At 68.3% G+C, this 24,748-nt stretch carries 18 protein-coding genes and 1 tRNA gene; 7 read left to right on the forward strand and 12 right to left on the reverse strand.

The genetic code is table 11. The features are described from left to right. Window positions 1-3: 3 nt before the first annotated feature. Together ACZ5UM_RS03545 and ACZ5UM_RS03550 are read right to left on the reverse strand one after the other, a co-directional pair. A complete protein-coding gene (locus ACZ5UM_RS03545) occupies window positions 4-1,407 on the reverse strand; it encodes a cbb3-type cytochrome c oxidase subunit I (protein ID WP_464846988.1) in 1,404 nt (467 codons plus the stop codon). Between the two features lie 40 nt (window positions 1,408-1,447). Next, entirely contained in the window at window positions 1,448-2,056 is a 609-nt protein-coding gene (locus tag ACZ5UM_RS03550; protein WP_464846989.1) for a hypothetical protein, read from the reverse strand. Between the two features lie 338 nt (window positions 2,057-2,394). Between ACZ5UM_RS03550 and ACZ5UM_RS03555 the strand changes: the two genes are divergently transcribed. After that, window positions 2,395-2,766, forward strand: a complete 372-nt coding sequence (locus ACZ5UM_RS03555; protein WP_464846990.1) for a cupredoxin domain-containing protein — start codon at window positions 2,395-2,397, stop codon at window positions 2,764-2,766. 139 nt (window positions 2,767-2,905) lie between these two features. Here ACZ5UM_RS03555 and ACZ5UM_RS03560 read toward each other — a convergent pair. Then, window positions 2,906-2,981 (reverse strand) — tRNA-Ala (locus tag ACZ5UM_RS03560). Window positions 2,982-3,112: 131 nt separating this feature from the next. Between ACZ5UM_RS03560 and ACZ5UM_RS03565 the strand changes: the two genes are divergently transcribed. Beyond that, window positions 3,113-3,343, forward strand: coding sequence for a hypothetical protein (locus tag ACZ5UM_RS03565; protein WP_464846991.1), 231 nt, complete (start codon window positions 3,113-3,115; stop codon window positions 3,341-3,343). A gap of 27 nt (window positions 3,344-3,370) precedes the next feature. On the opposite strand, the gene greA is transcribed toward ACZ5UM_RS03565, so the two are convergent. The 3 genes from greA to ACZ5UM_RS03580 form a co-directional block, all read right to left on the reverse strand. Then, the gene (gene greA / locus ACZ5UM_RS03570; RefSeq protein ID WP_464846992.1) at window positions 3,371-3,844 is read right to left on the reverse strand and encodes a transcription elongation factor GreA; all 474 of its coding nucleotides are present in this window, start codon (window positions 3,842-3,844) and stop codon (window positions 3,371-3,373) included. Window positions 3,845-4,060: 216 nt separating this feature from the next. Continuing rightward, on the reverse strand, window positions 4,061-5,098 hold the full coding sequence (dusB, locus tag ACZ5UM_RS03575; protein ID WP_464846993.1) for a tRNA dihydrouridine synthase DusB: 1,038 nt from the start codon (window positions 5,096-5,098) through the stop codon (window positions 4,061-4,063). Between the two features lie 65 nt (window positions 5,099-5,163). Further along, window positions 5,164-6,489, reverse strand: a complete 1,326-nt coding sequence (locus ACZ5UM_RS03580; protein WP_464846994.1) for an alpha/beta fold hydrolase — start codon at window positions 6,487-6,489, stop codon at window positions 5,164-5,166. 158 nt (window positions 6,490-6,647) lie between these two features. On the opposite strand from ACZ5UM_RS03580, the gene ACZ5UM_RS03585 reads away from it, so the two are divergent. Continuing rightward, window positions 6,648-7,322, forward strand: a complete 675-nt coding sequence (locus ACZ5UM_RS03585) for a metal-dependent hydrolase (protein ID WP_464846995.1) — start codon at window positions 6,648-6,650, stop codon at window positions 7,320-7,322. Window positions 7,323-7,415: 93 nt separating this feature from the next. Here the strand turns inward: ACZ5UM_RS03585 and ACZ5UM_RS03590 are convergent, their stop codons facing one another. From ACZ5UM_RS03590 to ACZ5UM_RS03600, 3 genes are all read right to left on the reverse strand, one after another. Then, entirely contained in the window at window positions 7,416-8,315 is a 900-nt protein-coding gene (locus tag ACZ5UM_RS03590; RefSeq protein ID WP_464846996.1) for a DegV family protein, read from the reverse strand. Between the two features lie 179 nt (window positions 8,316-8,494). Continuing rightward, a complete protein-coding gene (locus ACZ5UM_RS03595; protein WP_464846997.1) occupies window positions 8,495-9,160 on the reverse strand; it encodes a response regulator in 666 nt (221 codons plus the stop codon). Between the two features lie 12 nt (window positions 9,161-9,172). Further along, window positions 9,173-11,242, reverse strand: coding sequence for a sensor histidine kinase (locus tag ACZ5UM_RS03600; protein WP_464846998.1), 2,070 nt, complete (start codon window positions 11,240-11,242; stop codon window positions 9,173-9,175). Window positions 11,243-11,499: 257 nt separating this feature from the next. Between ACZ5UM_RS03600 and acnA the strand changes: the two genes are divergently transcribed. Beyond that, window positions 11,500-14,172, forward strand: coding sequence for an aconitate hydratase AcnA (acnA, locus tag ACZ5UM_RS03605; protein ID WP_464846999.1), 2,673 nt, complete (start codon window positions 11,500-11,502; stop codon window positions 14,170-14,172). A 106-nt stretch (window positions 14,173-14,278) separates the two neighbouring features. Here the strand turns inward: acnA and ACZ5UM_RS03610 are convergent, their stop codons facing one another. Continuing rightward, window positions 14,279-14,614, reverse strand: coding sequence for a hypothetical protein (locus tag ACZ5UM_RS03610; protein ID WP_464847000.1), 336 nt, complete (start codon window positions 14,612-14,614; stop codon window positions 14,279-14,281). 181 nt (window positions 14,615-14,795) lie between these two features. Here ACZ5UM_RS03610 and ACZ5UM_RS03615 point away from each other — a divergent pair, with 181 nt between their 5' ends. The 3 genes from ACZ5UM_RS03615 to nifJ all read left to right on the forward strand — a co-directional run bounded on the left by ACZ5UM_RS03615 (window position 14,796) and on the right by nifJ (window position 20,961). Beyond that, window positions 14,796-15,497, forward strand: a complete 702-nt coding sequence (locus ACZ5UM_RS03615) for a DUF2161 domain-containing phosphodiesterase (RefSeq protein WP_464847001.1) — start codon at window positions 14,796-14,798, stop codon at window positions 15,495-15,497. Window positions 15,498-15,617: 120 nt separating this feature from the next. Next, entirely contained in the window at window positions 15,618-17,225 is a 1,608-nt protein-coding gene (locus ACZ5UM_RS03620; protein ID WP_464847002.1) for a gamma-glutamyltransferase family protein, read from the forward strand. 184 nt (window positions 17,226-17,409) lie between these two features. Then, entirely contained in the window at window positions 17,410-20,961 is a 3,552-nt protein-coding gene (gene nifJ, locus ACZ5UM_RS03625; RefSeq protein ID WP_464847003.1) for a pyruvate:ferredoxin (flavodoxin) oxidoreductase, read from the forward strand. Between the two features lie 115 nt (window positions 20,962-21,076). On the opposite strand, the gene ACZ5UM_RS03630 is transcribed toward nifJ, so the two are convergent. Together ACZ5UM_RS03630 and ACZ5UM_RS03635 are read right to left on the reverse strand one after the other, a co-directional pair. Next, a complete protein-coding gene (locus ACZ5UM_RS03630) occupies window positions 21,077-24,139 on the reverse strand; it encodes an S-layer homology domain-containing protein (RefSeq protein ID WP_464847004.1) in 3,063 nt (1,020 codons plus the stop codon). A 162-nt stretch (window positions 24,140-24,301) separates the two neighbouring features. Beyond that, the gene (locus ACZ5UM_RS03635) at window positions 24,302-24,724 is read right to left on the reverse strand and encodes an EVE domain-containing protein (protein WP_464847005.1); all 423 of its coding nucleotides are present in this window, start codon (window positions 24,722-24,724) and stop codon (window positions 24,302-24,304) included. Window positions 24,725-24,748 lie beyond the last annotated feature (24 nt).

Genomic DNA, 24,748 nt, shown 5'->3' on the forward strand with positions numbered 1-24,748 from the left:
TCCCTATACACCGGCGACGATGGAGCCGGCCTCAGCGGACTCGGCGCTGAACTGCCTGCCGGCGGTCGCCGTCTTGAAGATGTTGAAGATGAACAGGACCTGGGCACCGAGGATCATGGCCCCGCCGATGGCCCGTGCGATGTTGAAGGGCCGCTGGTTGATGACGGAGGCGATGAAGTTGGCCGACTGGTTGGCCGCCCAGTCAGACCCCTGCACCAGCCCGCCGATGGTCAGGGAGACGAAGAAGAGGGTGAAGCCGATGAGGGAGAGCCAGAAGTGCCAGTCCATGAGCTTGGCCGACCAGATCTCCCGGCCCACCAGCCGCGGCAGGGCATAATAGATGGTGGCGAACATGATGAACGAGAAGGTGCCCACCAGGGCCAGGTGCGCGTGGCCCACGACCCAGTTGGTGAAGTGCACGATGGAGCTCACCGAGCGCAGGGACTGCATGGGCCCCTGGAAGCAGGTGATGAAGTAGAAGACCATCGCGCTGACGGTGAACTTCAGGGGCACGGACTCCTTCAGGGCGCCCCAGCGGCCGTTCATCGTGCCGTAGAAGTTGGTGAGCACGGTCCAGACCGGGATGATCAGGCAGACCGAGAAGGCGATGGCGACCGTCTGCAGCCAGTACGGCACCGGGCCGTTGACCAGGTGGTGGGCCCCCGTGGGACCGTAGACGAACATGAGCATCCAGAAGCCGATCATGGAGAGCTTGTGGCTCCAGATGGGGTTGCCGGTCAGCTTCGGCAGCAGGTAGTACACCGCACCGACGCCGATGGGCGTGAACCAGTAGCCCAGGATGTTGTGGCCGTAGAACCAGTTCACCACCGCGTCGTTCACGCCGGTGATGGGGTTGGTGGGCAGGAGGAACTGGTTGCCGACGATGTAGATCACCGGCGCGGTCACCACGGCGCCCAGCATGTACCAGGCGGTGACGTAGAGCTCCTTCTCTTTGCGGTTGGCGAAGGTCATGAGCACGTTAAAGAAGACCAGGGCGAAGAGGACCACCGTAAGGATCTTGAGGACCCACGTCGACTCGGCGTACTCCCGGCCCGCGTTCATCCCCATGAGCAGCGTGACGGCGTAGGCGGTCATCAGGAGGTTGTAGAAGACCACGGCGAAGTTGCCGAGCCGCTCGCTCCACAGCGAGGTGCCACAGAGGCGAGGAACCATGTAAAAGAGCGTCGCGAAGTAGGCACCGCTGAGCCAGCCAAACAGCACCAGGTTGGTGTGCACAGGCCGCACCCGGCCGAAGGTGAAGTACTCGAGCACGGGCACGTTCTTCACCAGGTCCGGGAAGATCAGGAGCACAGCAGCGAACAGTCCGAAACTCATGCCGATGGCCATCCAGATGACGGCTGTGTAGAAGAAATTCCGACTGGCGGATCCTTCTACGTTGCTGAACATCCTCTCTCTCCTCCCCTTTGCAGACTGGGACACGGAAACCCTACAGACGTGCGCCGGACGGCAGCCGCAGGATGGCGATGAGGATCCCGGCGGTGAAGAAAAGCGCCAAGACGCCCATGGCCGCAACGGGAATCCACATCAGCCTGTGCTCACCCGGCCGCTCGACCCGGGAGGCCGTCCACTCCGGCGGATCGCCGTTGCGCAGCACCGTGTACTTGACGGACTCCCCCATGTTCAGCACCCCGGACCGGCGGGCCAGCGCGTACACGCCGCCCCAGAACGCGAGGAAGACCACCAGGGTGCCGAGCAGCTGCTGCGTCGCCAGCCGGCCGAACGCCTCGTCGCCGGCTCCCCGTTCCACCGTGCCGACGATCGCAGCATGGAACCCTCCGCCGACCAGGACCAGCAGGCCGGCCGCGACCAGCCACCGCCCCCAGCGGTACCCCCGCCAGCGCCAGCGCGCCGGCACCAGCCCCAGGATGCCGAGCAGCCCGGCGAATCCCAGCACCAGGGCGATGCCGCCGTAGATGCCCATCAGGTCGCTTTCCCCGCCGCTCAGGTGCGACGCCGCCGCCTGCCCTGGCAGGAGAAACAGCGCCAGCGCCGCCGCCAGCAGGGCCGTGCCCGGAGACCGAGCCCATCTCACCACGAGACCGCCCCCAATATTTCGGTCCTCGTTCTATTAATGTACATACAGAATTTGAACACAAATGTGCTGAATGTGGCCATGAGAGGGCCTTGCCACGGCGGCCCGGCCGTGCTATGATTCCCACCGGACTGTGCGACTCGTCCGAAAACACTGCACCTACAGGGTTTTCGGCCGTTATTGTACCACGTCTGGCACCAAAGGCGCATGCGGGGTAGTGCTTAGGGTCTACACCCTAACTGATTTCTTCGCCTTATGGCGCTGGTACATTGCGCGTCCGATTGGCCGCAGTCGGCGCCTTTGGCATCATATTGGCCAGGAAAGGATGTGAAACTTCAACTATGCGTAAGCTCACCATGCTTCTTGTGGCTGCACTGCTGTCCATGGCCGTTCTGGCCGGCTGCGGCGGTGGCGGCAGCGGCGACGCGGTCGAGTTGACCGTCGAGATGGGCATCAACGGCGAGATGAAGTTCACGCCCGACGTCCTTCACGCCAAGAAGGGCGACACGCTGAAGATCACCCTGGTCAACAAGGACCCCAACGTCGCCCACAACTTCCTGATTCCGTCCTTCAACATCAACTCCGGCCAGATCCCGCCCGGCCAGACCTCCACGGTGGAGGTCAAGGTCACCCAGTCCGGCGAGCACGACATCATCTGCGACGTGCCGGGGCACCGGGAGGCCGGCATGGTCGGCAAGCTGATTGTGGAGTAACACAAGCAGGAGCAGAGCCCGGCGCGCCATGCGCCGGGCTCTGCATGTTCTTGCACCATGCTTGACGGAACCGATCCACAACAGGGCCCGGCATGGGCAAAACAAAGAAGGATCGAGCGCCGCGCTCGATCCTTTTCTTTGGTGGAGCTGAAGGGACTCGAACCCTCGACCTTCGCCTTGCAAAGGCGCTGCTCTCCCAGCTGAGCTACAGCCCCGTTTTGCCGCTTAGCTATTGTACCCGTCCCGCTCGGCTATTGTCAACGCATATCCCCTTCCAGACGGCGCGGATCTTACCGCCGCCGCACTGCTCCGACCCGGGGCAGACTAAGCGCGGGAGGCGATGGCGATGCCGAGACCGCTCCATGATCTGAAACAGCCGCAGATCGGCCCCAGCGCCGGCGACCTCGGCCGGTCGGCCTACGCGGCCAGTGTGCAGAACAGCGCCAGGCCGGAAGCCGGTCCGCAGGGCAGAACCACGGTGCGGCCCTGGGAGGCGCCCGAGCCGCTGAACCCGCCGCCGGGGCAGAAACGCAGGCCGAACCCGGCGCTTGGGCTGGGCAGCGAGGTCAGAGACTGAACGGGGGGCAGTACGCCCCCCGTAAATTTATTTGATCGCGACGATTTCGTAGCGGATGACGCCGTCGGGCGCATCCACGGCCACCACGGTGCCCACCCGCTGCCCCATGATCGCCTGGCCGACCGGAGATTCGTTGGAAATCCGGTTCTGCGCAGGATCGGCCTCCGTCGTGCCCACGATCGTGTACGTATGCTCGTCGCCGTACTCCAGGTCCTTCAGCACAACCGTGCTGCCGATCACAACCACCTCTTGCTGACCGACGGGTTCGTCGATCACCCGGGCGTTCCGCAGCATCTTCTCCAGCTCCAGGATGCGCCCTTCGATGAAGGCCTGCTCGTTCTTGGCGTCCTCGTACTCCGAGTTCTCGGTGATGTCGCCGTACTCGCGGGCCTGCTTGATGCGTTCCGCCACCTCCAGGCGCTTCACGGTGCGGAGGTAGAGCAGCTCCTGCTCAAGCTGCTTCAGTCCGTCCAGGGAAAGGAGTACCTCTTTCTCGGCCATGCGGTTCTCCCCTTTTCACCAGGCAACTGCACTACGAGGCCGTAGCGGTGGGACCGTCGTTGTGGTAGGGATGTATACGACTCCGGGCGGCCGCAATATGCGCCGGCATCCTGTACCCTATGATGCCAGGAGACACCGCGACGCCGGAGGCCTGCCCCCGGCTCGCCGTGCTCCGCTTCAGTGGACAACTAATTATACGTGCCTTTCACGGAATTGTCAACTTAACAGTCTGACGTTTTCAGACTGGCAGGCCTCCAGCCTGTCGACGTACTCCAGAAGCAGCGCGCGCAGCTCCTCCGGCCGTTCCGCCTGGTTGACCGCCGCCCGGACGCCCGCCGAACCGTGAAGCCCCTTCAGGTACCAGGCAGCGTGCTTGCGCATCTCCCGCACCGCCAGGAACTCGCCCTTGTACGCGATCATCATGTCCAGGTGGCGGAGCGCGGTCTCGACCCGCTCCCGCGGCCCCGGTTCCGGCAGGAGTTCGCCCGTCTCCAGGTAGTGCAGCGTGCGGCTGAAAATCCACGGGTTCCCCAGCGCACCGCGCCCGACCGCCAGGCCGGCCACGCCGGCCGTGCGCAGCCGCTCCGCAGCATCCACCGGGTCCGCCACGTCGCCGTTGCCCAGCACCGGAACCGACACGGCCCGGGCCACCGCTGCGATCACATCCCAGTCCGCACGGCCCGAGTAGTGCTGCTCCCGCGTGCGGCCGTGCACCGTGATCATCCGGGCGCCGGCCTCTTCGACGCGCCTGGCCACCTCCACGGCGTTGATCGACCGCGCATCCCAGCCGATGCGCATCTTCACGGTCACCGGCAGCGGCGCGACGGCCCGCACCACCGCGCGCACGATCTCCTGGGCGACTTCCGGCTCCTTCAGCAGGGAGGAGCCGCCCCGGCCCTTCGTCACCTTCGGCGCCGGGCAGCCCATATTGATGTCGATCAAATCCGGCTGCTCCAGCTCGGCCACCCGCACCGCGGCGCGCGCCATCGTGTCGGGATCCGCCCCGAACAGCTGCACCCCCGCCGGCCGCTCATCCGGCATGAGCTGGATCATCTCGCGGGTGCGCTTGCTGTCGTACAGGAGCGCCTTATCGCTGACGAACTCGGTCACGACGAGGCCGCAGCCGTGCTCCTTGCAGAGGCGGCGAAAGGGCCAGTTCGTGACACCGGCCATGGGCGCCAGCGCCAGCGGGCGCTCGATGGTCAGCGCGCCCAGACGGATCGGCTTCAGCAGCGGCTCAGACAACCCTTTCACCCCCCGGAAACGATCGGTGGCGGGGTTTATTATACCCACGCCACGCTGACTGGTCCATGTCGCGATCAGACCAGGGGGAGCATCACGGCGGCCGCCCAGCCGAACACCACCGCCTGCACCAGCGCGGAGCTGACAGCCGGAAAGCGCAGGGCCGCCAGCGCAGCGCTCACGACCTCCAGCCCGCTCAGCACCGCCAGGGCAACGGGCACCACGTCCGGCAGAAACGCCGGCGCGTTGGGCAGTACCCCGGCTCCCACCCAGGTGGCGGCCATCAGGAGCTTCGCCGCCAGCCCCAGCGCAAAGCCTGCCGCCGACGGCCCGCCGGCGGCCGCCCGCTTCAGGGCCTCTTCCTGGACGGCATAGAGCCAGAAGACCAGACCAGAGGCCACCAGCGGCAGGATTCTGGGCACCGTCGGTACAAAATAGGTGACATTCTGATGAATCGCCGGCACCAGCGCGCCGAGAAACGCCAGGACCACGGCCAGGGCGCGCAGCAGGGCGGCCGGAATTCCATCGCCGCCGGCCCAGGGAAGCGCGCCGAATTCCCGCGGCCAAAGCACCCGAAGCAGCAGGAGAACGGCCGCCGCGACCAGGAAATAGGGTACCATGTAGTCCAGGACCGCGACGCCCAGCCGGGGCACCCGCAGGTAGACCGCGGCCAGCACGGCGCTGAGCAGCGAGACCGCCACCGCGGCCAGTCCGGTAACGAAGCCGACGGGGCTGTGCCACCGTCCGCCCTGGCGGGGGTTCGGCCGCACGAGCGCGGCCACGGCCAGGACTGCGCCCAGGCCGCCTGTGCACCCGAGGAGGAGCCAGACCAGGGCCCGGGACGGCGGGCCGGCCGCCGGCGGTTCGGCACCGAACGCGGCGGCGAGCCGTTCAGCCACCCCGTCAACCGCCCCTTCATCGTACAGCGGGGCCAGGGGGTTCTGCGCCGCGGCGGCGCCCAGCAGATTGGCCGGGTGATCAGCGGGCAGGGGGTAGCCTGAGGCGGAGGGCATGCCCGGGGACACCTGGCCGATCAGCCCCGTGCGGTCCGGTTCGGCCTTCCCGGTGGCGATCAGCTCCTCCAGCACGCGCGCTGCGGCCGCACCGGGGTCCGCCAGCGGCGCCGTCTGCGCCCCGTGACCGGGCAGATCGGGGATATAGACGTCGAACCCGCGGCGCGCCAGCGCGTAGCCCCAGTGCTGCATCAGCTCCTTGCTGCCGCCGAAGCCGTGCAGCACGAGGACCGTTCCCCGGGACGCCCCGGCCGGGGCCACGTGCAGTGTGGGATATCCCGCCACCCGCACCTCCTCCGCGGCCAGATCCGCGTGACTGCGCGCCATCATCCACTGTGCGGCGAGCACGATGGCCAGTGTCAGCACCACCCACCAGGCCCTGCGCGTCATGATCTGCTCCCCCAGCTTGCGATATTTCCATTACACAAGTATAAGGGTATATTCGTAATTCTTCCTTCCATATATCCCCGCCTATCCCCTGCTTGCGCCGCGGCCGCGCGGCAGGCAGGTCACTCTTAAGAGCATGCTCTTTCCAAGGAGGCGATCGTATGCAGATCCGTTACCTGGGACACGCGGCGTTCGAGATCACCGACGGGAAGTGGAACCTGCTGATCGACCCGTTCATCACGGGCAACCCGGTGTGCCCGGTGAAGCCGGAGGAACTGAACCCGCAGTACATCCTGGTCACGCACATGCACGGCGACCACGTGGGCGACACGGTCGCGATCGCGAAGCGGACCGGTGCGACGGTCATCACCACCTTCGAGGCCGCACAGGCCCTCGCCGCCGAGGGCGTGAAGACCGCCGACATGGCCCTGGGCGGCAAGCGGCAGTTTGACTTCGGCCTGGTCCGGGTCACCCTCGCCTTCCACGGCTTTGGCGCAGACGGCGGCCACGCCTGCGGCTTCGTCATCCACCTGGGCGGCAAGCGCATCTACCACGCGGGCGACACCGCGCTGTTCAGCGACATGAAGCTGCTCAACGGCGTCATCGAGGCCCCCGGCATCGACGTAGCCATGCTGCCCGTCGGCGACAACTACACCATGGGTCCGGAAGACGCGTTCACCGCGGTGCAGTGGATCCAGCCCAAGGTGGTCATCCCGATGCACTGGGGCACCTTCCCCGTGCTGCTGCAGGATCCGTCCGAGTTCGCGGCGCGGGTCCGGGAGTCCGGCGTGTCGGAGCCTGTCGTCCTTCGGCCCGGCGAGAGCTACACCCTGTAAGCTGCAGTGCCAGAAACGGCCGCCCCGGTGCGGGGCGGCCGTCTGCTTCCCAGCCTCTGTCTGTCGGATTCGGCGGTCCGTGGGCGCCGCGGGTCAGTCGGCGGCGGCGGCGTCGCGCCCCACAAAGGGCAGCTCCCCGGGGAAGTAGGCCACGCCGATGGCGTCCGGGCCTACGTGGGCGCCCAGGCTGGGATTGGCGTGCACGTGGTGGAACCAGACCACCTCAAGGCGGCTCCGGAGCAGGGAGACCAGGTGGGCGACCTGGTCGGGGCAGTAACCCTCGAGCACCATGACGCTGACCTCGCCCCCCTCGCCCACCTCCTCGATGATGCGGTGGGCGACCATCTCGACCGCCCTCCGGAACGACCGGGCTTTGCCGGCGGCGATGTACGTGCCGGTGGACTTGTCCACGGTGACGATGGGCCGGATGCCCAGCAAGCTGCCCACGGCCCCGGCCACGCGGCCGAGCCGGCCGCCCTTGCGCAGGTAGTCCAGTTTGTCGATCGTGAAGTACAGGTGCGACCGCTCGTTCACGGTGCGCAGCATCTCCCGGATCTCCGCGACGGGCAGCCCCTGTTCGGCCATCTCAGCGGCCACGACCACCTGCAGGGCCATTTCGCCCGTGAGGGTGCGGGTGTCCACCAGGGTGATGTCGAGTTCGGGCACCAGCGCCCGCGCCGCGCTCGCCGCGTTGAACGAGCCCGAGAGCCCGCTGGAGAGATGGAGCGACAGGATGGGCAGCCCCGCCTCCGCCGCCCGCCGGTAAGCGGCCACGTAGTCGCCGACGCCCGGCTGGGAGGTGGTCGGAAACTCCCCCCGCTCCCGCAGCCGCTGGTAGAAGGCGGCGGGGGTGATGGTGACGCCGCTCTGGTAGCTCTCGTCCCCGAAATGGACCGTCAACGGAACAATATGCAGGCCGTACTGCGCGATCAGCGGTTCCGGCAGATCGACTCCCCCGTCCACCACCAGGGTGCAGGAGCGGTTATTCGTCATGAAGGTGCCTCCTCACCGGGCGTCCGCCGCCTGGATGACGGCGTGCCCGCGCTCTCCACCCAGCGTACCTGGGCGGAGGCGGCGGCGCATCTGCCTGCAGGTCCGATCGCAGGGCATAATTTTGGCGCCGCGCTGTGCGGCGCCTCTGCCCTGAGGTATAGCCCACGGTCCAGGCAAAGCTAGACCAAGTTGAGTTCCTGCGCCAGCAAGATCGCGTGCACACGGTCGCGCGCCCCCAGTTTGGCGAAGATCGCGCGCACGTGGTGCTTCACCGTGCCCTGCCCGATGAACAGCTTCTCGGCGATGTCCTGGTTGGAGGCGCCCGAAGCCATCAGCCGCAGCACTTCCGTCTCCCGCTCGGTGAGGGGCTCGGCCAGAGGCTGCGGCTTCGGCCGGGCGGCGGCCATCGAGGAGAGCCGGCTGAACTCCTTCAGCACCCGGGTCGTGATCTGCGGCTGCAGCAGCGACTCTCCCTGCGCCACGGTGCGGATGGCCTGCGAAAGCTCTTCGTACTCGGCGTCCTTCAGCAGGTACCCCCGCGCGCCGGCGGCAATGCCTTCGAAGATGTACTCGTCGTCGTCGAACGTGGTCAGGATGATGACCCCGGCTCCGCTGCCCCGACGGGTGAGTTCCCGGGTCGCGGCGACCCCGTCCATCACAGGCATGCGCACGTCCATCAGGATGACGTCCGGGTTGACCTCGGCGGCCACCCGCAGGGCCTCCTCGCCGTTCGATGCCTCGCCGACCACCTCCATGTCGGGGTTGCGGTTCAGCAGCGCGGCAAGCCCCCGCCTGAGCAGAGACTGGTCGTCCACGATCAGGATGCGGATCTTTCCTCCGTCCATGCGGCTCCCCCCTCAGAGACCGATCGGCAGGCTCAATGATACCTGAAAACCGCCCTCGCTGCGCGGCCCGGCCTCAAATTCGCCGCTCAGCGACTGGGCCCGCTCCCGGAGCCCCACCAGGCCGAAGCCGGACCGGACGGACTCCTCGTGGTCGCTCCGACCGAGGTCGTCATTGACGATCCGGAGCGTCACCCGGTCGGGGTGCTGGGTGAGGAGGATTTCCACGCGGGTGGCCCGCGCGTGCTTCTGGATGTTGGTCAGGCTCTCCTGCACCGTGCGGAACACCGTCATGCGCGCGGCGGTGGACAGGTCGCTGCCGCCGCCGTCTACCCGGAAAATCACCGGGATGCCCGTGGTCTGCATCCACCGGGTCACCAGTTCCTGAATGGCCTTCGGCAGCGGGCGGTCGAAGCGGTCCAGCGTCTCCACCATCTCCTGGCTGGCGCGCATGGCCGCACGGATGACCTCCAGCGCGCCGCGCACATGCGCCAGGGCCGCTGCGGGCTCCTCGTCGGCCAGCGCCTCGGCGTTCTGCAGGTCCACGATCACCGTCGTGAGGTGATGGCCCAGCCCGTCGTGGATCTCGCGGGCCATCCGCACCCGTTCCCGGGCGATGGCCATCCGCCGGGCCTCCGCCAGCCGGGCCTCCAGCTGCCGGTTGACCTCCCTGAGCTGCTGGGCGTAATGGATGGCCCGGGTGCGGGCCTCCAGCTGGAGCCGGGTCATGTACGCCATCACCGCGGCAAAGAAGTAGGTCACGCCGAAGGCCACGGTCAGCGAAAGCGGAGAGACGGCGCCGCCGCTGCCGAAGAGCAGGAGCGCAGCGCCGGTGAGCAGCGTCGGAAATGCCACTGCCGCCACGACTCCCCGGGACCCCCCCGGCATCAGGAACACCATCTGGGCGGAGACCAAGAGGAAGAGCTGGTTCATCAGCGGCTCCCGGGTCGTCCAGACCAGCAGGAGGATCAGCACGGCCTGCGCCACCACGAACAGGGCCCGCCATGCGTACGGGACGCGGCTCACAGAGGCGCCGGCATAGGCCGCCAGCAGCAGCAGCGTCAGCACGAGCACCCGCCACCACCGGGGATCCCCGTCCACCAGCCGCGCGGCCAGCATGACGCCGGCCGTCACGGCCAGCACGGCGGTGTTCCAGATGTGGTAGACCCGTATGGGGTCGGTGAGCTTCAGCGCGATCTGCGGCTCCGGGGGGCCGGCGAAGCGTCCGGGCGCGTCGGCATCGTCCAGGTCCGCCCCCTCCTCACCGGGGCGCAGTGTGCGGACGGCCGCCCGCACCTCCCCCAGGACGTCCTTCGCCTCCAGGCGCGCCGCCCTGACCGCCTCGCGCCCCGGCGGCCCGGCCCCGGCCATCTCCTGCAGGCGGGCCTCCAAGGCCGAGAGGCGGCCCACCAGGCGCGCGTGAATGGTCCGGGCCAGCCGTTCCCGTTCCTCGCTCTCCGCCCGGTGCTCCACCGTCTGGTCGTACTCCCTGAGCACCTGGTGGCGCTGATTCACGCCGTCCAGGAGCTGCCGCGCCAGGCGGCCTTCCCGCTCCTGCTGCAGCATGGTCAGGGTGACCAGTGCGGCAAACACCAGGTAGAGCAGGTACATGCCGATGCTGACGACCATGTTCGCCCCCGGCTCGCCGGGGGGCGTGATGGCCAGGTAGAGGGCCAGCCAGAGGGCGGCCAGGGTGCCCACGAAGGGAGCCCAGCGTCTGACGGGGATCAGGTAGACCGCCTGCACGGCGACGACCGCGAAGAGGAACCGCGTCAGTCCGCCGTCCAGCGCGTAGATGGCGGCGACGAGCACGGCCTGCGCCAGCAGGTAGAGCTCGTGCCGCACGCCCCGGCGCCAGGCGGACGCCAGGGGGCGGATGCGGGACCAGACGGCGAGGTAGGCGAGGCCGAGCAGGACGCCGGCCAGCCGCGCCCACACCGCCCTCTCCGCCGCCTCCCCGGAGAGCCACGAAAGGGCGGGAAGGAAGGCCAGCATGAGGGCCGCAAACAGGTTCATCGGATGCGGATAGCCGGTGCGGAACAGTCGGTCCAGCCCGCGTACGATTCGCCCCTGAACAGCTTCCATGCCTCTATTGTATACCCTGTTGGGCGGTTGCACACGGCCCGCGCGGCCGCCTTATAACTTCACAAGCATACCCCATAACCATCCATCATAGGCCTGTCGATTTACTGCTCCGAAAGATTGTTCTAGAATAGGACCGAAGGCGATTCGATTTCCGCCCGCATACGACCGAATATCCATACGCCCGTGGTACCAACGGCGGCGCCGGGAGGCGGATCCGCCGTGCCCCAATATGGTCATAAGAGAAAAGAGGTGCCGAAATGTCTCGCATCGATACGTTCAAGGCGAAGTCGACCTTCGACACCGGTTCGGGGACGGCTGTCATCTACCGGCTGTCGGCGCTGGAGAAGGCCGGGCTGGTGAAGCTGGACCGGCTGCCCTTCTCGGTGCGCATTCTGCTGGAGAACCTGCTGCGCAACCTCGACGGTTTCCTCGTCACCGAGGAAGACGTGCGGACGCTGGCCTCCTGGAACCCCCGCGAGCTGCCCCGGAAGGAGATCCCGTTCATCCCCTCCCGGGTCGTGCTGCAGGACTTCACCGGCGTGCCTGTGGTGGCTGACCTCGCCGCGATGCGCGACGCCATGGTGAAGCTGGGCGGCCGCGCCGACAAGATCAACCCGCTGGTCCCGGTGGATCTGGTGATCGACCACTCCGTCCAGGTCGATGCCTTCGCCGTGGACTGGGCCTACAAGTTCAACGTCGAGCTGGAGTTCAAGCGGAACCGGGAGCGGTATGTCTTCCTGAAGTGGGCGCAGAAGGCCTTCCGCAACTTCCGCGCCGTGCCGCCCGGCATGGGCATCGTGCACCAGGTGAACCTGGAGTACCTGTCGCCGTGCGTCGCCCTGCGGGAGATCGACGGCGAGCAGGTCGCCCTGCCCGACACGGTCGTCGGGACCGACTCCCACACCACCATGATCAACGGCCTGGGGGTGCTGGGCTGGGGCGTGGGCGGCATCGAGGCCGAGGCGGCCATGCTGGGCCAGCCCTCCTACATGCTCGTCCCCGAGGTGATCGGCTTCAAGCTGACCGGCCGCCTGCCCGAGGGCGCCACGGCCACCGACCTGGTGCTCACGGTGACCCAGATGCTGCGCCAGAAGGGCGTGGTCGAGAAGTTCGTCGAGTTCTACGGCCCCGGGCTCTCCACCCTGTCGCTGGCTGACCGCGCGACCATCGCCAACATGGCGCCGGAGTACGGCGCGACCATGGGCTTCTTCCCCGTGGACGAGATCACCCTCGACTACCTGCGCCAGACCGGCCGCGACGAGAAGCACATCGAGATGGTCCGCCGCTACCTGCAGGAGCAGGGGCTGTTCCGGACCGACGCCACGCCGGACCCCGAGTTCACCGACACTTTGGAGCTGGACCTCTCCACGGTGGAGCCCTCGCTGGCCGGGCCCCGGCGTCCGCAGGACCGGGTGCTGCTCAGCGGCGTGAAGAACGCCTTCCGCCAGAGCTTCGCCGAGCAGATCAACAAGGGCGGTTCCGTGGCCGTGGCCACCAAGACCGGCGTCCAGCACGGCTCGGTGGCGATCGCCGCCATCACCTCCTGCACCAACACCTCCAACCCCGCGGTGATGATCGGCGCGGGCCTGGTCGCCCAGAAGGCCGCCGCCCGCGGCCTCACCCGCAAGCCCTGGGTGAAGACCTCGCTGGCTCCGGGCTCCCGCGTGGTCACCGACTACCTGAAGGCGGCCGGCCTCCTGGAGCCCCTGGAGGCGCTGGGCTTCCACGTGGTCGGCTACGGCTGCACCACCTGCATCGGCAACTCGGGCAGCCTGCCGGAGGACGTGGCGGCCGACATCACGGCCAATGACCTCGTCGTCTCGGCCGTCATCTCGGGCAACCGCAACTTCGAGGGCCGCGTCAACCCGCTGGTCAAGGCCAACTTCCTGGCCTCGCCCATGCTGGTCGTCGCCTACGCCCTGGCCGGCACCGTGGACATCGACCTGAAGACCGAGCCCATCGGCCACGACCCGGAGGGCAACCCGGTCTACCTGAAGGACATCTGGCCGACCAACAAGGAGATCCAGTCCGCCATCGCCAGGGCCATCACGCCCGAGATGTTCAAGGCACAGTATGCCAAGGTCTTCGACGGCGACGAGAACTGGCAGCAGCTGGAGGCGCCCAGCGGCGAGCTGTTTGCGTGGGATCCCGACTCCACCTACATCCAGCAGCCGCCGTACTTCAAGGACATGGAGCTCACCCCGCCGCCGGTGAAGGACATCGTGGGCGCCCGGGTGCTGGCCCTGCTGGGCGACTCCATCACCACCGACCACATCTCGCCGGCCGGCGCCATCGCCATCGACAGCCCGGCTGCCAGGTACCTGATGGAGCGGGGTGTCGACCCGGTGGACTTCAACTCTTACGGCTCCCGCCGGGGCAACCACGAGGTCATGCAGCGGGGCACCTTCGCCAACATCCGGCTGCGCAACGCCCTGGCCGACGGCAAGGAGGGCGGCTACACCAAGTACCTGCCCACCGGCGAGATCATGCCCATCTGGGACGCCGCCGTCAAGTACATGGAGGCGGGCACCCCGCTGGTCGTGCTGGCCGGCAAGGATTACGGCATGGGCTCCTCCCGCGACTGGGCCGCGAAGGGCGTCATGCTCCAGGGCGTGAAGGCCGTCATCGCCGAGAGCTTCGAGCGCATCCACCGCTCGAACCTGATCGGCATGGGCGTGCTGCCGCTCCAGTTCCAGGAGGGCCAGAACGCCGCCTCCCTGGGCCTCGACGGCACGGAGGAGATCACGATCTCGGGCATCAGCGGCGAGCTGACCCCGCGGCAGACCTTCGAGGTCGTCGCCCGCAAGGCCGACGGCCGGGAGATCCGCTTCACCGTCACCTCCCGCCTCGACACGGCCGTCGAGATCGAGTACTACAAGAACGGCGGGGTCCTGCAGACGGTGCTGCGCCGTCTGGCGAGCGAACAGTAGGTAACACATCCCTTTCCAACGGGGGCGGACCGTCCTGTGCGGGCCGCCCCCGCGGCAATGGGGGCAGGTCGGCCGGGCCGACCTGCCCCCGCCGCGCCTCGGCGCGCTACAGACAGAACGGAACGCCGAAGATCCCGGGAACTCCCGTCACGAAGGGCTTGCCGAAGGGGCTCACCACCGGGGCGGCCGGGAAGGGGAAGACCGCGCCGATGGCGGGTACGCCGAACGGGTACGTACCGGGGAAGACGGTGGGCGCGGTCGGGGTGGGGAGCGGCACCGGGACGGGCGCCGTGAACGGCTTCGCCACCGGCGTTCCCAGCGGCTTGCCGAAGGTGGCCGGGGCAGGGAGGGGAATGCCCTTGCCGACCGGGCTCCAGGTCTTGGTCAGCACCGGCGGCGAGGGGCAGGTGATCCCGGGAATCGGAAAGCCTCCGAAGAACACGAGCATACCTCCTGCACGGTGACACGGCTGATGACGTAACTCCCTTTATGGTATGCCCCGCCGCCGCGTCCGGTCCCCCGGCCGCCGGGCGGACAGCGCCTGGCGGATCGCTGCAGGATTTGCGCCATCCCGGAAGGAATCCTGGCAGGAAGACCATGGCCCCGAAGGAGGCGCTTTGCCGATGACCCGCCGCACCGAACGCGATCTGTACCCGCCTGTGAAGGCCCTGCTGGAGTCCCTGGGCTTCACCGTGCGGGGCGAGGTGAACGGATGCGACGTCGTGGCGGTGCGCGGCGACGACCTGGTCATCGTCGAGCTGAAGCGGGCGGTCAACCTGGAACTCTTGCTCCAGGCAGTCGACCGCCTCCGCCTCACCGATGCCGTGTACCTGGCGGTGGAAGCCCCGCGGCGCGCACGCGGCAGCCGCCGCTGGACGCAGGTGCGCCACCTCTGCCGCCGGCTGGGTCTCGGCCTGATCACCGTGCACTTCACCGGCGGCGGGCCCACCGCCGCCGTGCAGTTTGACCCTGAGCCCTGGCGCCCCCGCCCGAAAGCCGGTCAGCGGGCGGCGCTTCTGCGTGAGTTTCAGCGCCGCTCCGGGGACTTCAACGTCGGCGGAACCACCCGCGCCCCGCTGATCACCGCCTACCGGGAAGACGCCCTCCGCATCGCCGCCTATCTGCAGGCGCACGGACCGTCCCCCGTCCGGGCGATCCGCGCGGCGACCGGCCTGCAGGCGGCCGGCCCCGTCCTGCAGCGCAACTATTACGGCTGGTTTGCGCGCGTCGCCCGCGGCGTGTACCGGCTTTCCCCGGAGGGCGAGGACGCCCTGCGGGCCTACGCCCACGTCGTGGCCGCGCAGGCGGCGCCGCCGCGCGGCTGAAGGGCCGGGCGGCGCGGCCGGACAGCAGGCTGGATCCAATGGTCTGCCTTGCCTTTGACAGGCGGCGGACCCGGTTGATACGCTGATACTTGACATCCTCAGGTATGTAGGTGATGGGGTATGCGCTTCGATCCGCTCGCGTATCCGTATCCTTCCCGGCGCAACTGCGTGTACGCGGCGCGCGGCATGGTGGCGACCTCGCAACCGCTGGCCGCGCAGGCGGGGCTTTCCATCCTCCAGCAGGGCGGAAACGCCATCGACGCGGCGATCGCCACCGCCGCGGCGCTCACCGTGCTCGAGCCCACCTCCAACGGCCTCGGTTCCGATGCGTTCGCGCTCATCTGGACCCAGGGAAAGCTCCACGGCCTCAACAGCAGCGGCCCCGCCCCCCGATCCCTGAGCATCGAAGCGCTGAAGCGCGCCGGGCTGGACGAAATGCCCCGCCACGGGCTCGCGCCGGCCATGGTTCCGGGCGCGCCGGCCGCGTGGGTGGAGCTGAACCGCCGTTTCGGCCGGCTGCCTCTGTCGCAGGTGCTCGCACCGGCGGCGGAGTACGCGGAGCGCGGCTACCCCGTCTCTCCCACGCTGGGCCGGTACTGGCAGGCCGCTTTCGAGAGCTACCGGAGACAGCTGACCGGTGAGGTGTTCCGTCCCTGGTTCGACACCTTCGCCCCGGAGGGCCGGGCGCCTGCGATCGGCGAGATCTGGCGCTCGCCTGACCACGCGCGTACCCTGCGCCTGATCGGCGAGACGGCCGGTGAGGCCTTCTACCGGGGCGAGCTGGCCGAGCGCATCGCCGCCTTCGTCAGCCGCCACGGCGGCTACATCACGCTTGAGGATCTCGCCTCGTTCCGCCCCGAATGGGTCGAGCCCCTGCACGTCCATTACCGTGGCTACGACGTGTGGGAGCTGCCGCCCAACGGGCAGGGACTGGTGGCCCTGCTCGCCCTGAACATCCTGAAAGGATTCTCATTCGGCGCCCGCGAGGAGGTGGAGACGTACCACCTGCAGATCGAGGCCATCAAGCTCGCCTTTGCAGACGGCCTGCGGTACATCGCCGATCCGCGGTCGATGGACATCACCGCCGAGGCGCTGCTTTCCGATGCGTACGCCGAGGAGCGGCGCCGCCTGATCGGCCGCACCGCGCTGGAACCCGCCCCCGGCCGGCCGCCGCGCGGCGGCACGGTGTACCTTGCCGCCGCGGACGGGGAGGGCAACATGGTCTCCTACATCCAGTCCAACTACATGGGCTTCGGCTGCGGCATCGTCATTCCCGGCACCGGCATCGCCCTGAACAACCGGGGCCACACCTTCCGGCTCGACCGCGATCATCCCAATCGCCTCGAACCCGGCAAGCGGCCGTACAACACCATCATCCCCGGCTTCCTGACCCGGGACGGCCAGGCTGTGGGCCCGTTTGGCGTCATGGGCGGGTTCATGCAGCCGCAGGGCCACGTGCAGGTGGTCACCAACGCGATCGACTTCGCGATGAACCCCCAGGCCGCGCTGGATGCCCCGCGCTGGCGGTGGACCGAAGGGCGCACGGTGGAGCTGGAGCATGCGGTCCCCGCGCATATCGCAGACGCACTGGCGCGCCGGGGGCACGACGTGCGCTGGGCCCTGGACGCCGGCGGATTCGGACGCGGCCAGATCATCTGGCGGATGCCGGACGGCGTCCTGGTCGGTGCGACCGAGCCCCGCACCGATGGTCAGGTGGCGGCCTGGTAGGGGGTCCTACAGCGATTGCCCTAGTGCCCTGCCGGCAATGCCTCCGTACTTTGGCCCATGCCCCCTGCCCGAAATGGAGACTTTGTTGCCCTGTTAGACCAAAGTCCGCTCACGTTACAATAATCTAAGGTTAGGCAGCATGACGGCTGCAAGCGTTGCAGCCTGCAGATAGGAGTGTGAGACGATGCCCAGGAAAGTGACCATCGACGGCAATGAGGCTGCAGCTTACGTTGCGTACCGCACCAACGAAGTCATCGCCATCTATCCCATCACGCCGTCCTCCCCGATGGGCGAGTTCGCCGACGCATGGGCTGCGGCGGGCGTTAAGAATCTGTGGGGCACGGTGCCGCAGGTTCAGGAGATGCAGTCCGAAGGCGGCGCGGCCGGCGCGATTCACGGTGCGCTGCAGGCGGGCGCCCTGGCGACCACCTTCACCGCGTCTCAGGGCCTGCTCCTCATGATCCCGAACATGTACAAGATCGCCGGTGAACTGACCCCCACGGTCTTCCACATCGCGGCACGGGCCATCGCCACGCAGGGCCTCTCGATTTTCGGCGACCACTCCGACGTGATGGCGGCCCGCCAGACCGGCTGGGCCATGCTGTTCAGCAACAACGTCCAGGAGGTCATGGACTTCGCGCTGATCGCGCAGGCTGCCACGCTGAAGGCCCGGGTGCCCTTCGTGCACGCCTTCGACGGCTTCCGCACCTCCCACGAGGTCCAGAAGATCGAGCTGCTGCCCGAGGAGACCATCCGGGCGATGATCGACGAGGAACTGGTCAAGGCCCACCGGGCGCGCGCTTTGACGCCGGACCGTCCGGTCATGCGCGGCACCGCCCAGAACCCGGACGTCTACTTCCAGGCCCGGGAGGTCTCGAACCCGTACTACCTGGCCACGCCCGGCATCGTGCAGGCGTGCATGGACCAGCTGGCCGAGCTGACCGGCCGCCGGTACCACCTGTTCGACTACGTCGGCGCGCCCGACGCCGACCGGATCATCGTACTCATGGGCTCCGGCGCCGAGGCGGTGGAGGAGACCGTCCACTACCTCAACGCCCGCGGCGAGAAGGTCGGCCTCATCAAGGTCCGGCTGTTCCGGCCGTTTGCCGCCGAAGCCTTCCTCAAGGCCATCCCCGAGAGCGTCAGGGCGATCGCCGTCCTCGACCGGACCAAGGAGCCCGGTTCGGCCGGTGAGCCTCTCTACCAGGACGTGCTGACCGCGCTCTCCACCGCGGTGATGAACGGCGAGCGCGCCAGCCTGCCCATCGTGGTCGGCGGCCGCTACGGCCTGGGCTCGAAGGAGTTCACGCCGGCGATGATCAAGGGCGTCTTCGACGAGCTGAAGAAGGAGCGGCCCAAGAACCGCTTCACCGTCGGCATCATCGACGACCTGACCAATACCCACATCGAGTACGATCCCGAGTTCTCCACCGAGGCCGACGACGTGTTCCGGGCCATGTTCTGGGGCCTGGGCTCCGACGGCACGGTGGGCGCAAACAAGAACTCCATCAAGATCATCGGCGAGGAGACGGACTTCTACGCCCAGGGCTACTTCGTGTACGACTCGAAGAAGTCGGGCGGCATCACCGTATCCCACCTGCGCTTCGGCCCGCGGCCGATCCAGTCCACCTACCAGATCCAGAAGGCGAACTTCGTCGCGATCCACCAGTTCGTGTTCGTCGAAAAGTACCCGGTGCTGGATGCCGCGATGCCCGGTGCGACCGTGCTGCTGAACTCGCCGTATCCGGCGGAGGAGGTCTGGGACCACCTGCCGCGGTCCTTCCAGCAGCAGGTCGTTGACAAGGGCCTGAAGCTCTGGGTCATCGACGCCGACCACGTCGCCCGCGCGACGGGCATGGGGCGGCGCATCAACACCATCATGCAGACCTGCTTCTTCGCGATCTCCGGCGTGCTGCCCAGGGATGAGGCGATCGCCAAGATCAAGAAGGCCATCGAGAAGACCTACGCCGCCAAGGGCGAAGCCGTGGTGCAGAAGAACTTCGCAGCGGTCGACGCCGCGATCGCCCACCTGCACCCGGTCAAGATTGGCGAGGTCACCAGCACCTTCGACCTGCGCCCGCCGGTGCCGGCCGGGGCCCCGGAGTTCGTGCAGAAGGTGACGGCCGAGATGATCGCCAACCGCGGCGACAACCTGCCCACCTCGCTGCTGCCCGCCGACGGCACCTACCCGACCGGCACGACGCAGTGGGAGAAGCGGTCCATCGGCCTTGAGGTGCCCGTCTGGGATCCGGACATCTGCATCCAGTGCGGCAAGTGCGTCCTGGTCTGCCCGCACGCGGTCATCCGGGCGAAGGTCCTCGACGAGGCGGACCTCGCGGCGGCCCCTGCCGGCTTCAAGCACATGCCGGCCCGGTTCCGGGAGCTGCCGGGCAAGCGGTACACCATTCAGGTGTCCACCGAAGACTGCACGGGCTGCGCGCTGTGCGTCGAGGCCTGCCCGGCCAAGAGCAAGCAGGATCCGAACCACAAGGCCATCAACATGGCCGACATCCAGGCGGCCCGGGAGCAGACCCAGGGGCACTGGGACTTCTTCCTCTCGCTGCCTGACATCACCGAGAAGCAGCTGCCGTTCAGCAACGTCCGCAACGTGCAGCTGGCCCGGCCGCTGTTCGAGTTCTCCGGCGCCTGCGCGGGCTGCGGCGAGACGCCGTACCTGAAGCTGATCTCGCAGCTGTTCGGCGACCGTGCGCTGATCGCCAACGCCACCGGCTGCTCCTCCATCTACGGCGGCAACCTGCCCACCACCCCGTGGGCCAAGAACAGCGAGGGCCGCGGTCCCGCCTGGTCCAACTCGCTGTTCGAGGACAACGCCGAGTTCGGCCTGGGCATGCGGCTCGCCGTCGACAAGCAGGCCACCATGGCCGCGGAGCTGGTCAGCGCCCTGCGCGACCAGATCGGAGCCGACCTGGCCGACGCCCTGCTCAGCGCCGACCAGTCCGACTACGCCGGCATCGAGGCGCAGCGGGAGCGGGTGGCCGAGCTGAAGAAGCGGCTTCCGGGCATCGTCGACCCGCGGGCCGAGCAGCTGCTGGCCATCGCCGACTACCTGGTGAAGAAGTCGGTCTGGATCGTCGGCGGCGACGGCTGGGCCTACGACATCGGCTTCGGCGGCCTGGACCACGTCCTTGCCTCCGGCCGGAACGTCAACATCCTCGTGCTCGACACCGAGGTCTACTCCAACACCGGCGGTCAGGCCTCCAAGTCCACGCCGCTGGGTGCGGTGGCCAAGTTCGCGGCCGGCGGCAAGCCGGTGGGCAAGAAGGACCTGGGCATGATCGCCATGCAGTACGGCAACGTCTACGTCGCCCAGGTGGCCATGGGCTTCAACGACGCCCAGGTGATCCGGGCCTTCCGCGAGGCCGAGTCGTACGACGGCCCGTCGATCATCATCGCCTACAGCCACTGCATCGCCCACGGCATCGACATGGCCAAGGGGCTGAACCAGCAGAAGCTGGCGGTCGAGTCCGGCCACTGGCCCGTGTACCGGTACGACCCGCGGCTCATCGCCGAGGGCAAGAACCCGTTCCAGCTCGACTGCCCGGCGCCCAAGGTGCCGCTGGAGCAGTACATCTACAACGAGACCCGCTACGCGCAGCTCCGCAAGTTCAATCCGGAGGCTGCGGAGGAGCTGCTCCGGCAGGCCCAGGAGTCCGTGGAGGCCAGGTGGCGCCGGTACGAGCACCTGGCCAGGATGGAGGTCACCTCGGCCGACTAGCGCAGCAGAACCGCTGGCAACAACTGCACAGGCATGACAAAGGAGCAGGGCGTGACCGCACGCCCTGCTCCTTCTCTGTCCCGGCTGCCGCTCGTGCACCTGCCCGGGTTGGCCGCTAACGGCCGTTGGGGGACTGGCGCACGTTCAGCTCGATGACCACGTCGCCGCGGACCTTCAGCTCCACCCGGTCGCCGGTGCGCAGCGCATCCAGCCCGATCTTCTCGCCGCTCATGGTGAGCACGGCCTCTTCGGCCAGGAGCAGCGTCCGCTCCTGCCGGGCGCTGACGCGGACCGTGATCTCCCGCCCGTCGACGGCCTCCAGGGTACCCGTGAGCTGCGAGGTGCGGGGCCGCTCCTCCACCAGCACCCGGTCCGCGACACCGCCCACCACCTGGATGCGCAGCCTGTCGCCCGCCTGCAGGTCGTCCAGGTCGACGCGCCGGCCGCCGCGGCTGTAGGCGGTGTTGTCATCCAGCCGGATCCGCCGCTCCCCTTCGCCGGTGTACACCAGCAGGCTGGGCTGGAAGTCTATGGAGACCTGGTAGACCGCCAGAAGCTGGCCGGTCACCTCCTCGGGCTCGGTCTCCAGCGCCTGGATGGCCGTGGCCTGCCCCTCCACCACGGTGACGGTCACCAGATCGCCCTTCTGCAGGTCGTCCAGCCGGATGCGCCGCTCGCCGCGCCGGATGGACACGTCGGAGGCCAGCGGGATGTTCCGGATGCCGGACTCCGTCTCCACGTCGATGCTGGACTGGAACGTGATGGAGAACGGGTAGATCTCGACGATGCGCCCGGTGATCTCCTCGGTCGCCGGACCCCGCTCGGTCACGGAGACCTCGGTGCCGACGCCGTCCACCACCATGACGGTCACCTGATCGCCGATCCGCAGGTCCTCCAGCTGCTGGCGCCCGTGGCTGATCTTCACGTCAGGGGCCAACGGGATGGTGCGGCTCTCCCGGCCGCTCTTCACGACGATGCGCGAGGTGAAGTCGATCGACACGGCGTGGATCTGCTCGATCGTCCCCGTCACCTGTTCGACAAGCGGGCCGCGGGACTCCACCCGGATCTCGGTGCCGATGCCGTCCTCGGTCCGGATCGCCAGCTCGTCGCCCGGGCGCAGATCCTCCAGGCGGAGACGGGTGTTTCCGTACCGGATCGAGACGTCGTCGGCCAGGCTGATCCGCCGGCTGCCCCCGTCGGTCTTCACCACCAGCCGCGCCTTCTGGTTCCGGCTGGCCGGCTCGACCTTCTCCAGGATGCCGCGGACCTCCTCGACCAGCGGGCCGCGGGTCCCGACGGTGATCTCGGTGCCGATGCCGTCCACCACGGTGATGGTGACCTCGTCGCCGATGCGCAGGTCATCCACCTTCAGCTGCTGGCGGCCGTGGCGGATCACGACGTCGGTCGCGAGCGTCACGGTGCGGGTCGTCCTGCCGATGCTGAGGGTGACCTTCGGGCCCGAGGTCCGGGTGGCCGGCACGATCTGCTCGATCGTGCCCGTCACCTCTTCGACCAGCGGCCCCCGCGAGAGGACGCGCACCTCCTCGGCGGCGCCGTTGACCAGTCGGACCTGCACCTCATCGCCCGCCCGCAGGTCGGCCACCGTCAGCCTGCTGTTGCCGTGCCGGATGACCGCGTTCTTGGCCAGGGTCACCGTGCGGGTGCGGCCGTCGTCGGTGCGAATGCGCAGGCGCGCCTCGCTGTTCTTCGTCGCCGGGTGAATGGTCAGGATCTCGCCGCGGACGGTCTCCTCAGTGCGGGCGGGCTTGTCGACCGTGATGCGGATGGCGATGCCGCCGGCCAGCCGCACCGTCACCTCATCGCCCGGCTCGAGATCCGTGAGGTCGACCTGGTTGCCCTCCCGGGTGATGACCGCCCCGGGCGCCACCGTAATGGTGCGGGTGCTGTTTCCGACCTTCAGGTCGATCGTCGCCAGGAACGAAATCCCGTAGGGCTTGACGGCGACGATCGTGCCCTTGACCTGGTTCTGGGCGCCGGAGCCCGAGCCGCGCTCGGTCACCTGGATGGCGATGACCACGCCGGCGACCACGTCGAGCCGCACCTTATCGCCCACGCGGAGCTGCTCCAGCGGGATGGAGCGGCCGTTGTAGGTGGCGGTCACCTGCGGCGCCAACGGGTACGTCTGCTCCCGGCTGCCCCGCTTCAGCACCACCAGCCCGAGCCCGCCGGGCATCTCCGACGGCAGGAAGACCGCGCTGATCTCCCCCGTCACGTCGCTGACGCCGGGCAGGCTGACCGGCGAGTGCGCGATGACCATCAGCACCCGCTCGTCGCCGTCCAGCACCACCGACACGCGGGCGCCCCGCGGCAGGTCCTCCAGGCGCGCCCGCCGCTCGTCCAGGAAGACGGGCGCATCCTGAGCCACCGAGAGCGTCCGGTCGCGGCCCTGCACCGTCAGGGTGATCGTGCGGTTCCGCTCGCTGGCCGACACCAGGTCACCCACCAGGTAACCCGGGCGGAACCGGCCCTGCTCGCCCAGCTGCCGGTCGGTGCGGGAGAGCAGCGCCGCCGCCTGGGCGCGGGTGAGCGGGTCGTTGGGCCGGAAGCTGCCGTCGGGGAAGCCCTGCACCAGCTCATGGTCCACCGCGGCGGCCACGTACCCCACCAGCGGCGCCGGGATCAAGTGGCTGTCCTTGAACGGCAGGTCGGCCGTCATCTTGGCCTGCGCCTCAGCCTCGTATCCCAGGGCCCGCACCAGGAGCACGGAGACCCACAGCCGGGTCGCCTTCTCGCCGGCCCGCAGCAGGCCGTCCTCGGCGATGGGCATGATGTCGTAATCCACCGCCACGGCGATATACGGCCGGGCCCACTGCGGAATCTCGTCGCGGTCGCTGTAGGGCAGCAAGTCGCGGATCCGGCTCTCGCTCAGCCTTTCCGCCTCATCCTCCAGACCCATCAGCCTGACGGCCACCGTGACCGCCTCGGCCCGGGTGAGCGGCTTGTTGGGCTGGAAGAGGCCGTTCCCCACGCCCTTCATCAGGCCCTTGGCGTGCATCTCCACCACGTAGGGCCAGGCCCAGTCGTTGTCGGGAACGTCCAGGAACCCGAAACCGATGCCTAAACCCAATCCGATGCCTTTTGGCGCTGCTGAAGCCGGAGCCGCGCCCAGCAGCAGGACGAATGCGAGAATGAGGCTGAGCAGCCTGCGCATTCGCATGGAAACCCCTCCTCTCTGGTCACACCGCTTACCGTCAATACAGACGATTCGGGGCGCGGCTCCCGTTTCAGGGGGCACCGGAAAGCGACAGAAAAATCACCGGGAGAGGGACTCCCTCTCCCGGCAGGTTCCCGCTCTTGTGCTCAGCCTCCGCGCCCGAGTTCATGCCTCCTGCGGCGCCGTCTCGCCCATCTCGTGCAGCCACGCCCACTGCTGCGGCGTGACGGGCATGACCGAGAGGCGCGACTGGCGCACCAGGGCCCAGTCGGCGAAGCGGGCATCGGCCTTGACCGCGGCCAGGGTCACCGGCGCCCGGAACCGGTAGACGGGCTCCACGTCCACGGCGACCCACCGCCCCTCCGCGTCGGTGGGATCGGGGTAGGGTTCGCTCACGATGCGCCCCACGCCCACGACCCTCCGCTCGTCGCCCGTGTGGTAGAAGAGGAACAGGTCGCCGGGCCGCATCGCGCGCATGTGCTTGGCCGCGGCCGCGTTGCGCACGCCGTCCCACAGGTCGCGCCCCGCCCGCTCCAGGTCATCATAGCTGTACACGTCCGGTTCGGTCTTCATCAGCCAATAGGCCATCGCGGTGTCCTCCTCTCCGCCCGC

The sequence above is a fragment of the Symbiobacterium ostreiconchae genome (assembly GCF_055396975.1).

What these genes read in the sequence shown, in the direction of transcription:
- ACZ5UM_RS03635 (WP_464847005.1), bottom strand. Translation starts at nt 24,724, where the DNA reads ATGGCCTATTGGCTGATGAAGACCGAACCGGACGTGTACAGCTATGAT.
- ACZ5UM_RS03630 (WP_464847004.1), bottom strand. Translation starts at nt 24,139, where the DNA reads ATGCGAATGCGCAGGCTGCTCAGCCTCATTCTCGCATTCGTCCTGCTG.
- ACZ5UM_RS03600 (WP_464846998.1), bottom strand. Translation starts at nt 11,242, where the DNA reads ATGGAAGCTGTTCAGGGGCGAATCGTACGCGGGCTGGACCGACTGTTC.
- ACZ5UM_RS03545 (WP_464846988.1), bottom strand. Translation starts at nt 1,407, where the DNA reads ATGTTCAGCAACGTAGAAGGATCCGCCAGTCGGAATTTCTTCTACACA.
- ACZ5UM_RS03585 (WP_464846995.1), top strand. Translation starts at nt 6,648, where the DNA reads ATGCAGATCCGTTACCTGGGACACGCGGCGTTCGAGATCACCGACGGG.
- nifJ (WP_464847003.1), top strand. Translation starts at nt 17,410, where the DNA reads ATGCCCAGGAAAGTGACCATCGACGGCAATGAGGCTGCAGCTTACGTT.
- acnA (WP_464846999.1), top strand. Translation starts at nt 11,500, where the DNA reads ATGTCTCGCATCGATACGTTCAAGGCGAAGTCGACCTTCGACACCGGT.
- ACZ5UM_RS03620 (WP_464847002.1), top strand. Translation starts at nt 15,618, where the DNA reads ATGCGCTTCGATCCGCTCGCGTATCCGTATCCTTCCCGGCGCAACTGC.
- ACZ5UM_RS03565 (WP_464846991.1), top strand. Translation starts at nt 3,113, where the DNA reads ATGCCGAGACCGCTCCATGATCTGAAACAGCCGCAGATCGGCCCCAGC.
- ACZ5UM_RS03595 (WP_464846997.1), bottom strand. Translation starts at nt 9,160, where the DNA reads ATGGACGGAGGAAAGATCCGCATCCTGATCGTGGACGACCAGTCTCTG.
- ACZ5UM_RS03590 (WP_464846996.1), bottom strand. Translation starts at nt 8,315, where the DNA reads ATGACGAATAACCGCTCCTGCACCCTGGTGGTGGACGGGGGAGTCGAT.
- ACZ5UM_RS03580 (WP_464846994.1), bottom strand. Translation starts at nt 6,489, where the DNA reads ATGACGCGCAGGGCCTGGTGGGTGGTGCTGACACTGGCCATCGTGCTC.
- ACZ5UM_RS03555 (WP_464846990.1), top strand. Translation starts at nt 2,395, where the DNA reads ATGCGTAAGCTCACCATGCTTCTTGTGGCTGCACTGCTGTCCATGGCC.
- greA (WP_464846992.1), bottom strand. Translation starts at nt 3,844, where the DNA reads ATGGCCGAGAAAGAGGTACTCCTTTCCCTGGACGGACTGAAGCAGCTT.
- ACZ5UM_RS03615 (WP_464847001.1), top strand. Translation starts at nt 14,796, where the DNA reads ATGACCCGCCGCACCGAACGCGATCTGTACCCGCCTGTGAAGGCCCTG.